Annotated in this window: 8 protein-coding genes; 3 read left to right on the top strand and 5 right to left on the bottom strand. The window is 63.0% G+C overall.

From position 1 onward, the window contains the following. Nucleotides 1-139 precede the first annotated feature (139 nt). A complete protein-coding gene (gene gcvP, locus AB5Y81_RS05285) occupies nt 140-3,016 on the top strand; it encodes an aminomethyl-transferring glycine dehydrogenase (protein WP_368146574.1) in 2,877 nt (958 codons plus the stop codon). 277 nt (nt 3,017-3,293) lie between these two features. Here the strand turns inward: gcvP and AB5Y81_RS05280 are convergent, their stop codons facing one another. Beyond that, entirely contained in the window at nt 3,294-4,592 is a 1,299-nt protein-coding gene (locus AB5Y81_RS05280) for an anaerobic sulfatase maturase (RefSeq protein ID WP_099358401.1), read from the bottom strand. Between the two features lie 111 nt (nt 4,593-4,703). Further along, the gene (locus AB5Y81_RS05275) at nt 4,704-6,278 is read right to left on the bottom strand and encodes an arylsulfatase (RefSeq protein WP_005299709.1); all 1,575 of its coding nucleotides are present in this window, start codon (nt 6,276-6,278) and stop codon (nt 4,704-4,706) included. Between the two features lie 433 nt (nt 6,279-6,711). Here AB5Y81_RS05275 and AB5Y81_RS05270 point away from each other — a divergent pair, with 433 nt between their 5' ends. Continuing rightward, nucleotides 6,712-7,461 (top strand): class I SAM-dependent methyltransferase, encoded by a 750-nt coding sequence (locus tag AB5Y81_RS05270; RefSeq protein ID WP_279484501.1) that lies wholly within the window; start codon nt 6,712-6,714, stop codon nt 7,459-7,461. A gap of 91 nt (nt 7,462-7,552) precedes the next feature. Here the strand turns inward: AB5Y81_RS05270 and AB5Y81_RS05265 are convergent, their stop codons facing one another. Together AB5Y81_RS05265 and AB5Y81_RS05260 are read right to left on the bottom strand one after the other, a co-directional pair. Then, on the bottom strand, nt 7,553-7,798 hold the full coding sequence (locus AB5Y81_RS05265; protein ID WP_005299713.1) for a hypothetical protein: 246 nt from the start codon (nt 7,796-7,798) through the stop codon (nt 7,553-7,555). A gap of 110 nt (nt 7,799-7,908) precedes the next feature. Further along, on the bottom strand, nt 7,909-9,240 hold the full coding sequence (locus AB5Y81_RS05260; protein ID WP_054545107.1) for a GAF domain-containing sensor histidine kinase: 1,332 nt from the start codon (nt 9,238-9,240) through the stop codon (nt 7,909-7,911). Nucleotides 9,241-9,412: 172 nt separating this feature from the next. On the opposite strand from AB5Y81_RS05260, the gene AB5Y81_RS05255 reads away from it, so the two are divergent. Then, nucleotides 9,413-10,705 carry an MFS transporter gene (locus tag AB5Y81_RS05255; RefSeq protein WP_279484500.1) on the top strand — a complete coding sequence of 431 codons (1,293 nt, stop codon included), beginning with the start codon at nt 9,413-9,415 and terminating at the stop codon, nt 10,703-10,705. A gap of 63 nt (nt 10,706-10,768) precedes the next feature. On the opposite strand, the gene ahpF is transcribed toward AB5Y81_RS05255, so the two are convergent. After that, nucleotides 10,769-12,355, bottom strand: coding sequence for an alkyl hydroperoxide reductase subunit F (gene ahpF / locus AB5Y81_RS05250; protein WP_279484499.1), 1,587 nt, complete (start codon nt 12,353-12,355; stop codon nt 10,769-10,771). Nucleotides 12,356-12,453: the final 98 nt, after the last annotated feature.

Here is a 12,453-nt window from a genome sequence, read left to right as displayed (position 1 = left end):
AGCCACAAGACGACCCCCTGTCGCTATGAGCGACATCCGGTGCCGGCAGGGGCCACCCTGCCACCCGAACATGAGTGAAGCCGGCCGAGGCCGGCTGTCAGGCACTTAGTTATCAGGACTTTTTATCAGGAATAGGGAAATGACCCAGTCACTGTTTGAACTCGAGCAAAAAACCGATTTCATCCGCCGTCACATCGGGCCGGGTGAGGAAGATCTGCGCGCCCTGCTGGCCGTGGTGGGCGCCGAGAGCCTGGACGATCTGATTGAGCAGACGGTCCCCGCCGCCATTCGCCGGCCGGGCCCGCTCGGCATCGGTGCCTCCATGACCGAAGTGGAAGCGCTGGCCAAGCTCAAGGGCTATGCCGCCCAGAACAAGGTGGCCAAGAGCTACATCGGCATGGGCTATCACGACACCCACGTGCCCCACGTCATCCTGCGCAACGTGCTGGAAAATCCGGGCTGGTACACCGCCTACACCCCGTACCAGCCGGAGCTGGCACAGGGCCGTCTCGAAGCCCTGCTCAACTTCCAGCAGCTGACCCTGGATCTCACCGGCATGGATCTGGCCAGTGCCTCCCTGCTGGATGAGGCGACCGCCGCCGCCGAGGCGATGGCGCTGGCCAAGCGGATGGCCAAGTCCAAATCCCACCTCTTCTTCGTGGCCGACGACGTGCACCCGCAGGTGATCGACGTGGTCAAGGAGCGGGCGGTCCACTTCGGCTTTGACGTGGCAGTCGGCCCGGCCGAGCAGGCCTGCGCCGAAGAGGTGTTCGGTGCCCTGTTCCAGTACCCCACCACCACGGGGGAAGTGAAAGATCTGCGGGCGCTTATCGCCGCGGTGCAGGCCCAGAAAGGGCTGGCCTGCGTCAGCGCCGACATCTTGTCGCTCCTGCTGCTCAAGTCCCCGGGTGAGCTGGGTGCCGACGTGGTGCTGGGTTCGGCCCAGCGCTTTGGCGTGCCCATGGGCTACGGTGGCCCCCACGCAGCCTTCTTCGCCACCCGTGATGCCTACAAACGCTCCATGCCGGGCCGCATCATCGGCGTCTCCAAGGATGCCCGCGGCAAGGCCGCCCTGCGCATGGCGATGCAGACCCGCGAGCAGCATATCCGCCGCGAGAAGGCCAACTCCAACATCTGTACCGCCCAGGTGCTGCTGGCCAACATGGCGAGCTTCTACGCCGTCTACCACGGCCCGGTGGGACTGAAAACCATCGCTTCCCGCGTGCACCGTCTGACCACCATTCTGGCGCTCGGTCTGAAGGCCAAGGGCGTGGCCCTCAAGCACGCCAGCTGGTTCGATACCCTGACCGTACAGACCGCCGAGAAGGCTGCGCTGATCGCCAAGGCCGAGGGGCTCGGCATCAACCTGCGCGCGGATCTGGATGGTGCAGTGGGTGTCTCCCTCTCCGAGACCACTACCCGTGGCGATGTGGCCGAGCTGTTCGAGCTGTTCCTGGGCACAAGGCACGGTCTGGACATCGAGGCCCTCGACAAGGCGGCCCAGACCCATCACGCCATCCCGCAGGATCTGCTGCGCACCGATGCCGTGCTGACCCATGAGGTGTTCAACAAGTACCACTCCGAGACCGAGATGCTGCGCTACATCCACCGTCTCGAAGCCAAAGATCTGGCCCTCAACTACGCCATGATCTCGCTCGGCTCCTGCACCATGAAGCTCAATGCCACCGCCGAGATGATCCCGGTGACCTGGCCCGAGTTCGGCAAGCTGCACCCGTTCGCCCCGCTGGCCCAGGCCAAGGGTTACCAGCTGCTGCTGGCCGACCTCGAAAACTGGCTGGTGAAGGTGACCGGTTACGATGCGGTCTGCATGCAGCCCAACTCCGGCGCCCAGGGCGAATACGCCGGTCTGCTCGCCATCAAGAAGTACCACGAGTCCCGCGGCGAGGGGCATCGCGACATCTGCCTCATTCCGGCCTCCGCGCACGGCACCAACCCGGCCTCCGCCCAGATGGCGGGCCTGCGGGTCATCGTCACCGCCTGTGACAAGTCGGGCAACGTGGACCTGGACGATCTGCGCGCCAAGGCCGCCGAGGCGGGTGATCAGCTCTCCTGTCTGATGGTGACCTATCCCTCCACCCACGGGGTGTACGAGGAGACCATCAAGGAGGTGTGCGACATCGTTCACCAGCACGGTGGTCAGGTCTATCTGGACGGCGCCAACATGAACGCGCAAGTCGGGCTGACGGCGCCGGGCTTTATCGGGGCGGACGTTTCCCACCTCAACCTGCACAAGACCTTCGCCATTCCTCATGGCGGTGGCGGCCCGGGCATGGGCCCCATCGGCGTGAAGAAACACCTGGCCCCCTTCGTGGCCGGTCACGCCGTGGTCAAGACCGACAAGGAGAGCCGCAACAACGGCGCCGTGTCGGCGGCACCGTTCGGCTCGGCCAGCATCCTGCCCATCAGCTGGATGTACATCGCCATGCTGGGAGACGAGGGGCTGAAGAAATCCACCCAGGTGGCCATCCTCAACGCCAACTACCTGGCCAAGAAGCTGGGTGAATCCTTCCCCGTGCTCTACTCCGGGCGCAACGGTCGGGTGGCTCACGAGTGCATCCTGGATATCCGCCCGCTCAAAGAAGCCTCCGGCATCAGCGAGATGGACGTGGCCAAGCGCCTGATGGACTACGGCTTCCACGCGCCGACCATGAGCTTCCCGGTAGCGGGTACCCTGATGGTCGAGCCGACCGAGTCGGAGTCCAAGCGTGAGCTGGACCGCTTCGTGGAGGCCATGACCGCCATCCGTGCCGAGATCGCCAAGGTGCAGGACGGCCACTGGAGCCTCACCGACAACCCGCTGGTGCATGCCCCGCATACCCAGGATGACGTGATGGACGCTGAGTGGAATCGTGGCTACAGCCGCGCCGAGGCGGTGTTCCCGTCGGACGCCGTGCGCGCCGCCAAGCTGTGGCCGTCGGTCAACCGCATCGACGACGTCTACGGCGATCGCAACCTGTTCTGCTCCTGCATCCCGACCGAGGACTACGGCAAGTAAGCGCAGGTGCTCAGCGTGACCTGGCAAACAATGACCTGGTAAAAAAGGCCCTGCATCGGCAGGGCCTGGTCGGGCAATAGAGCTGAGCAGAGCAGAGCAGCTATCAAGGTGTCAAAATCCGAAACCCGTTGGCGGGTTTCGGATTTTTTTATGGGCATTTGGTAGACCCGGAACCAGGGCCGGCTGGCTGTGCCGGGCGGGCAGTTCGGCTAGCTGGCCAAGGGGGCCGGGCCACCCTCGCTGTCGCCAATGCCGGTCTGGTTGGGGACCCGCCGGCTTATCTGCCCTGCTGCTGCGTTGTCAACACCTGGGCTATGCCTGCCAGTATGGGGGCGGCGTAGTCGAAGAAGTGCTTGATCCCGGGGCAGAGGTAGTTCAGGCCAAGCTCGCCATCCGGGGCCCTGATCAGACGATTCTTGGGGCATTCGCCCCAGCAGAGCGTCAGGTAGGGGCACTGGCGGCAATATTCGGGCAGGCTGTCCCGCTTGGACATGCCAAAGGCCTCCTGACGGGTGGAGAAGGCCATGTGGCTCAAGGGGCGCTGTTTGATATCCCCCAGCCGGTACTCCGGATAGACGAAGTGATCGCAGGAGAAGACGCTGCCATCGTGCTCGATGGCCAGCGCCTTGCCGCAAAACTCGGCGGTGACGCAGAGCTGGGAGGGGTATCCCATGGTCTGGGCCACGGCGGTTTCGAACAGATTGACCAGTACGCGCCCCAGGTCGTTGTTGACCCACTCCTCGAACACGGTTGCCAGAAAGGTGCCCCAGTCATCGGGATCCACCGACCAGTCCGTGACGATCGACATGGGGTGGCCGGGTTTGCTCAGCTCGCTGCCGACCAGGGGCAGCATGCTGTCGTTCCAGAATTGCGGGGCCGTGCGTTTGAAGTCGCTGGCCTCGACGCAGGGGGTGAACTGGATGTAGCTGGCCCCCAGCTCCCGGGTCAGAAAGCGATACACCTCGAGGGGATATTTCGCATTGTGCCGGTTGATGACGGTCAGGGCATTGAAGGGAACCTGATGCTGGCGCAGCAGCGCGGCCGCCGCCATCACCAGATCGAAGGTGGGTTTGCCGCTGCGGGTCACCCGGTATTTGTCGTGCAGTGCGCGGGGCCCGTCGATGGAGAGGCCAACCAGAAAGCCGTGCTCCTTGAGAAACCGGCACCACTCGTCATTGAGCAGGATGCCGTTGGTCTGCAGGTCGTTGCGGATGCTGACCCCGGGCGGGCAATGCTGTTGCTGCAGCGCCACTATCCGGCGAAAGTAGTCGATGCCGAGCAGGGTCGGTTCACCGCCCTGCCAGGAGAAGACGATCTCGTCGCCATCCTGCCCCTCTATGTAGCTGCGGATGAAGGTCTCCAGCGTCTCTTCATCCATCCTGGGTTGTCTGGGTTGATGGAGCAGATCTTCCTTGTGCAGGTAGAAGCAATATTGGCAATCAATGTTGCACTTGGAGCCCCCCGGTTTGGCCATGACGTGGAAGCGGCGGGCATAGGCGCCGCTGTTGTCACGGTTGGCGGTTTTGAGCGGGGTGACGTCCAGGTGCGTCGTGTCACGGGTCCGGATCTTGTTCATCGTTACTCTGCTGGTGGCGGCGGGCGAGGTCGGTACGGGGTGGATGCCTGACGAGGTGACCTGCTTAGCCGCATGAAGAAGGTGGCGGAGGGGGGCCCTCCGCCGCGTGGTTTACTGCTGGGTTTTCTGCATGGCTTCCTGGATCATCTTGGCCATGTCGAAGGTGGTGCCCCCCTGAACCGGCGGATACTGGACCAGGGTGTTGACATGCTGGTTCACCATCTCGCTGACCGGTGCCAGCAACCAGGACATCTTCTGCAGCAGGTGGCCGTTGGCATCGACGGAGTCGTAACTCTCGAACGGATCGGCCCTCAGGTTGTAGAGCTTGGGTTTGGTGAGCGGGGTGAGGTTGTCATAGTAGTTCTCGGCCACCGCGAAGTGGAACTTCCAGGGGCCTACCCGCACCGCCGAGAGCTTGTCCTCGAAGTAGTAGAAGATGGAGTCGCGAGCCGACTCCTTGCTCTTGCCTTCCCAGTAGGCGAGGTTGTTGACGCCATCTATGTACTGCTTCTTCTCGTCCATCATCTTTTTGTTGACGTCGGGGACACCCGCTGCCGCTGCCAGGGTGGTAAAGAGATCCTGGTGACCCTGGATGCCGTTGAGCACTCCACCCGCCGGGATCTGGGCCGGCCAGCGCGCCATCATGGGCACCCGGACGCCCCCTTCATAGGTGGTCATCTTCTCGCCGCGAAACGGAGTGGTGGCGCCATAAGGCCAGGAGGAGTGTTCCGGACCGTTGTCGGTGGTATAGATGACGATGGTGTTCTCTTTCAGACCCCGTTTTTCCAGCTCGTCGAGCAGATAGCCGATGTCGCTGTCGTGCTGCATCATGCCGCTGCCATGGTAGTCGTATTCGCTGGTGTACTGCTCGGCTGCGTAGCGCCACTTGTCGTTGAGACGGGTATAGAGGTGCATGCGGCTGGTATTGACCCAGGTGAAGAAGGGCTTGTCTTCCTTGATCGAGCCGTCGATGAACTTGAGGGCGGCCGGGATCATCTCGGCGCGGTCGAACTCCTTCATCCGCTCCTGACCCAGCGGGCCGGTATCGGTGCACTTCTGTTTGCCGACTTCGCCGAAACGCGGGTCAACCGTCTTGTCTTCGGTCTCGGTGGCATAGCAGTGCAGGACGCCGCGGGTACCGAACTTCTTGCTGTACGCCTCGAGCGAGCCTGAATACTGCTTGGCAAAATTCTGGTAATCCCGTTGCTCGTGTTCTTCCTGGGTATTGAGGTGATAGAGGTTGCCGAAGAATTCGTCGAAGCCGTGGACGGTCGGCAGGGCAAAGTTGTGATCCCCCAGGTGGTTCTTGCCGAACTGGCCGGTCTTGTAGCCGACGGCTTTGAGCACTTCGGCCAGAGACGGGGACTCTTTCTTCAGGCCCAGGGCGCCACCTGGCATGGCCACCGTCGTCATGCCGGAGCGAATGGGATACTGGCCGGTCAGGAAGGCGGCGCGGCCCGCCGTCGAACTCGGCTGGGCGTAGTGATCGGTGAACTTGATCCCCTCCTTGGCGATCCGGTCGATGTTGGGGGTGGTGTAACCCATGGTACCCATGCCATAGGCGCTGACGTTCTGCCAGCCGATGTCGTCACCGAAGATGACCACTATGTTCGGTTTATCCGTTTTTGCCATGACGCCGGCAGAGAGGATCATGCTCACCGCCGCCGATATTTTCCCTAGTTGCATCTTTTCGCTCCGTGTAGGCTCAGAAAAAAACCTCGTTGGCCGAACGACTTGAGCATTCATGACACGGCGGCCCGTTGAGCCCGGGGGCCCCATGCGAAGAATGACGCGGCAAGCCCCCAGCTTATTACTTAACCGCCGACTAATAACCTGAATGTCAGTTGTGCCGTGTGCAGAGTGTGATGGCGATCTCATGTCGCCGAGCAGACCTGCGCGATCTGTGCGTGGCTGGCGTGACAGGAAAAGGGTGAGAGGCCTCTTTATTCCGGCGCCATGAGAGGTCAATCTGGTCAGATAGATGATGTGCCGCCTGCTCAGAAGGGGACCGCGCGGGTCTGCGCCCGCGGCGACCGGATGACCACGAGGTGCATCGGTATGGGGGCGCTGGCAAGCAGCGCAGCAGCGCCATCAGGTGGCGACATGGCAGGAGAAAGGAATGGACAATACCGAACGATTTTCAGCTCGCGTTGAGGCTTATGTGAAATACCGCCCCGGCTACCCGCCGGCCATGCTGGACTTTCTGGCCGATGAACTGGCCATGGGACCCGCGAGCCAGGTGGCCGACATAGGAGCGGGCACCGGTATCCTGACGGCGCTGCTGGCCCCCAGGGTGCGTCAGGTTCTGGCCGTCGAACCCAATCCGGATATGCGTGCGGCGGCGCAGCAGTTGCTGGCCGGGGTTGCCAATGTCGGCTGGTCTGATGGCCGGGCCGAGGTCACCGGTCTGCCGGATGGCTGTGTGGATCTCGTCACGGTGGCCCAGGCGTTTCACTGGTTCGATCGTCCCGCCTTCAAGCAGGAGTGTCGGCGGCTGCTAAAGCCAGGTGGCAGAGTGGCCCTTATCTGGAACGACAGGCTGACTGACACCCCGTTTCTCAAGGCCTACGAGGCGGGACTGCGCACCTATTCGGGGGATTATGAGGAGGTCAATCATCGCAACCTGGGGGAGGCGGATTTTGCCGCCTTCTTCGAGGGAGATTACCGGCTCGAGCGCTTCGCCAACCGTCAGCGGTTCGATCTCGACGGGGTGCTGGGGCGGCTCAACTCCTCCTCCTATGCCCCGGTGGCCGGTTCGCAGGCCCATACCGAGTTGACGGCGCTGATTGCCTGGGAGTTTGAGCGCCACGCCGTCAACGGCGTGATTGCCTTCAATTACAACACCCTGCTCTACAGCGGTCGGGTGTAGCCGGGTCAGATAAAAGCGGCCCCTCGCATCGGGGACGAGGGGCCGCAAGGGGGCAGTGCAATCGGCTCGCTGCCAGTGGGTTGCCGCCGGGCTAACCCTTGTTCAGGCCCAGCATGGCCATCGCCTTGGCCAGAGTATCGACGGATTCCTGATGCTTGCCCGCATTGTGCAGCGCTTCGCCTTCGGCACGCAGTTTCTTCACCTGTGCCAGTTGCTCGGTGCTCAGAGGCGGGGACTTGGCCAGGGCATCGTCAATCTTCTTCATGTCGGCGGGACAGTGAAAGGCGAGCACGCTGCCGGTAAAGAGCAGGGTTAACAGAAACAGGGCTGGTTTCATCTTGATTACCTCGCTGGTGGACATCAGCAAGGATAGACCCCACCGCCGCCCTTGTGTTGGCCGGCATCGCAACTCGATTCACTCTGCGAGAGGGGGCTGAGTTCTGCCTCTCAGACGCGGCCAGGGGCGATGCGGGGAAAGGAGAGGGTAAAGCAGCTGCCTTTGCCCGGTGCCGAGCGAGCCGTCAGGCCGCCACCCAGCACCGAGGTGGCGATGCGGCGGCAGATGGAGAGCCCCAGTCCGGAGCCCCCCTTGCCCAGGGTGGTGGTAAAGAAGGGATCGAAGATGTGGGCCAGTACGTTGGGCGCCATGCCGCGACCGTTGTCCAGCACCTCCAGGTGGATGGATTGTTGGTCCTGATGGGCCCGGATCTCGATGCGTCCATCCTGGCGATCCCCGATGCCATGGAGGAGGGCGTTGTGGATCAGGTTGAGCAGCACCTGGCTGAGGGGGCCCGGGTAGCTGTCGCAGAGCAGCTCCTCGTCGATGAGATTGTGCAGCACGACCTGCTCAAACCCGGGGCCGGCCTTGAGGTTGGTCAGGTTGTCGTCGATGAGGCGCCTGAGATCGAAGCTGCGCCGGCTCTCCGAGGTCTGTTCGATGGCCACCTGCTTGAAGCTGCTGATCAGCTTGGCCGACTGGGTGATGGCCTGCAGGGCCAGCTCGCTCATCTCCTGGCTGGCGTGCACAAACTCCTCCAGCGTGGTGCGACGGATAGTCTGAGCCCCCAGCTGGGCGGCCAGCTGCCGGGTTTGCTCCTGCAGGGCCGTGGTGGCGATCAGGGCGTTGCCGATGGGGGTGTTCAGCTCATGGGAGATGCCGGCCACCATGGCTCCCAGCGCCGCCAGGGTTTCGGTGTGGATGAGCTCCTCCTGGGTTTTTTTCAGACTGTCGAGGGTGTGGGTCAACTGCGACTTGTGCTGTTCCAGCTCTTCTTGCGTCTCCTGCAGACGAATATTGTCGTAGAGGGTGTGCATGCCCTGCTGCACCGAATCACGAAACTGCAGGAGCAGTTGCCGGTAGAGGCCGCCGTAGTCGTTCTCCTCCCGGCTCAGCACGCAGATGGTGCCGAAGAGTCTGCCATCGGGCCAGCAGAGCGGCAGACCGCAATAGGAGATCATGCCGACTTTGATGTCCGGATTGTGCTGCCATTCGGGATCCTTGAGGGCATTGGGCACCAGGAGCTCCTGGCGGGTATCCATGACCCGTTCGCAATAGAGGCCGGAGTCGAGGTGTTCGCGGGCCCCGGCCGGATAGCAGTTGTCCGGCGTCTGGCTGGTGATGAACACTTCTATCTCGCGAGGGTGTACCCGCATGATGAGCCCGGCCGGCACGTGAAACAGCTCAGCCATCAGGTTGACGGTCTTCTGCCAGGAGAGACGCAGGGAGTCCGGGATCTCGAACTCGGGGGCGATCGGGTACTTGGATAGGCTCGCGGACATGAAGGCGTTCCTGTTTGCTGGGGCTGGGGTGAGTGGACTGTATTCCCATTCTAGTTGTCCGGCGCGGGCCCTGCGTGTCATGAGTTGACTTGATCCCGCGGGGTTGAAGAGAGCGGGAAGCAAACGGTACCATGGCTGTTTTGCTCACAATTGCGCCAACCAGGGAGACCCCATGACACTCGCAAGGTTCTTCTCACCCCTGACCAGTCTGGTGATCTTCATTCTGGGTCACGGCATGTTCAACACCCTGCTGACGGTGCGCCTCTCTGCCGAGCAGGTATCGGCCCAGGCCATTGGCCTGGTCTCGGCCGCCTACTTCGGCGGTCTGGTGCTGGGGGCCTTCGTCAACGCCCACCTCATCATCCGGGTGGGCCATATCCGGGCCTATGCGGCCTACGCCTCCCTGCTCTGCTTTCTGTTTCTGCTGCACGGCATGGTGGTGGAGCCGCTCAGCTGGGCGGCGCTGCGGCTGGTGGGGGGCTTTGCCACCGGCGGCCTGTTCGTGGTGCTGGAGTCCTGGATGCTGGTCTCCAGCACCCCGGCGAACCGGGGCCGGCTGATGTCTCTCTACATGATCCTGCTCTACGGCTCCCTGGCGCTGGGACAGCTGCTGCTCAAGTGGGTGGATCCCATGGTGCTGACCCCGTTCGCCCTGTGCGCCATGGCGGCGACCCTGTCGGTGATCCCGCTGGCTATCTCCCGGGTGGCGACCCCGGCCATGGTGGCACCCCAGCCGGTCGGCGTCTTGGAGCTGGTGCGGCTCACTCCGGCGGGGATGGGCAGCAGCTTTACCTCCGGTCTGGTGCTGGGGGCCATCTATGGCCTGTTGCCGCTCTATTTCACCGACAGCGGCTCGTCCCTCTCCCAGGTGGCGGAGATGATGGCGCTGGTGATCCTGGGGGGCATGTGCCTGCAGTACCCCATAGGTCGCCTCTCCGATCGCTACGACAGGCGGGGGGTGATCCTGCTGCTTGGCGCCGTTTTGGCGCTGCTGGCCCTGTTGATGGTGCTGCTGCCGGATGCCTGGCTCGGCCCCGCCGAGGGGGGCCTGGTGTTCCTGTTGGGAGGGATGGCGTTCTCCATCTATCCTCTGAGCCTCAGCCACGCCTGCGACGAGCTGCGCCCGGATCAGGTGCTGGGGGCCAATCAGGGGCTGCTGCTCGCCTACAGCCTGGGGGCCATGACCGGGCCGCTGTTGGCGCCGTTTGTCATGGCGCAGTTCGGGCCAGAGGGGCTGTTCGTCTATTTTGCCCTCTGCGGTCTGCTGCTGGCAGGCTATCTCGGCTGGCGCAAGCGGCAACGGGCCCCCATTCCGCTGGCCGATCACCAGGTCTTCATCCCGGTGCCGCCCAATACCCCCATGACGGCGGAGCTGGAGCCGAGAACGGATCTGGACGGCGAGGCGGTGCCCGCCAGCTACGCCACGCCCGAGCCGGATGAGGGCCAATCGTCGAAAGCCGGCTGAGCCTTTTCGCACCAATAAAAAAAGCCGACTCTGTGAGTCGGCTTTTTGTCCATCAGGTCGCTATCAGGCGGTCACGACGTCGGCCTTGGTCGCAGCGGCTTCTGGCGCCGGGTTGCGAATGAGGTAATCAAACGCCCCCAGCGCGGCGGTAGCCCCGGCGCCCATGGAGATGATGATCTGCTTGAACGGCACTGTGGTGGCATCCCCTGCGGCATAGACGCCGGGCAGGGAGGTGGCGCCCTTGGTGTCGATCTCTATTTCGCCGAAGCGGGTCAGAGCCACTTCGCTCCCTTTCAGGAACTCGGTGTTCGGCACCAGACCGATCTGGACGAAGATTCCCGCTACCGCCAGGTGCTTGATCTCGCCGGTGGTGCGATCTTCGTAATCCATGCCCACCACCTTGCTGCCGTCACCGATCACTTCGGTGGTGCGGGCGCTCATGATGATGTCGATGTTACCCATGGAGCGGGCCTTCTTCTGCAGCACTTCGTCGGCACGCAGGGTATCGGCGAACTCCACCACTGTGACGTGTTCGACGATGCCAGCCAGATCGATGGCCGCCTCGATGCCGGAGTTGCCGCCACCGATCACCGCAACCCGCTTGCCCTTGAAGAAGGGGCCGTCACAGTGCGGGCAGTAAGCCACGCCCTTGGTGCGGTACTCCAGCTCGCCCGGCACGTTCAGATCGCGCCAGCGGGCACCGGTCGCCAGGATCACGGCGCGGCTCTTCAAGGTGGCGCCAGAGGCGAGATCCACGTTGACGTAGCCATCACGGCTGATGGCGGCGGCGCGCTGCTCGGTGATCACTTCCACGCCGTACTGCTTGACGTGCTGCTCCAGGCTCGCGGCCAGCTTGGGGCCTTCGGTGTAGGGCACGGAGATGAAGTTCTCGATGCCGACGGTGTCCATCACCTGGCCACCGAAACGCTCGGCGACGATGGCGGTGCGAATGCCTTTGCGGGCGGCATAGATGGCGGCGGCGGCACCGGCCGGGCCACCACCCACGACCAGTACATCGTAGGGGGCTTTTTCGTTGAGTTCTTGCGCCTTGCGTTCGGCGGCGCCAGTGTCGAGCTTGGCGACGATCTCTTCGAGCGAAATGCGGCCCTGGCTGAACGGCTGACCGTTCAGGTAGACGTTCGGTACCGCCATGATCTGACGCTCGTTGACCTCGTCCTGGAACAGGGCGCCGTCGATCATGGTGTGGGTGATGCCGGGGTTCAGGGTCGCCATCAGGTTGAGCGCCTGCACCACGTCCGGGCAGTTGTGGCAAGAGAGCGAAATATAGGTCTCGAAGTGGAACTCGCCCTTGAGGTTGCGGATCTGCTCCTGCACGGCCGCATCGGCCTTTGAGGGGTGACCGCCGCTTTGCAGCAGGGCAAGCACCAGCGAGGTAAATTCATGACCCATGGGGATGCCGGCAAAATGAACGCGCGGGGCTTGGCCCTTCGGCGCGACGCTCATGGAAGGCTTGCGTGCGTTGGTGCCAGAGGTCTGGGTAATCTTGGGGGACATCTCGGCGATCTCGCTGGCCAATGCCAGCAGTTCGGCGGATTTGTCGCTGTCGTTGCCGGACACGCTGATCTCGATGGGATTGACGATGTACTGCAAGTAACCGTTGAGTTGTTGTTTGAGGTTGGTATCTAACATGGTCGAATTCCTTCTTGTTGAATGCGGGTCGGCGTTTTGTCAGGCCAGAAAGCAGACCGGCGCCTGTTCTGAGGTCCGTAAACAAAACCGGCCCTTGA

Source organism: Aeromonas sp. s2, from assembly GCF_040907935.1.
GTDB lineage: Bacteria > Pseudomonadota > Gammaproteobacteria > Enterobacterales > Aeromonadaceae > Aeromonas > Aeromonas dhakensis.
This window is presented reverse-complemented; position numbering and strand designations above follow the sequence as displayed.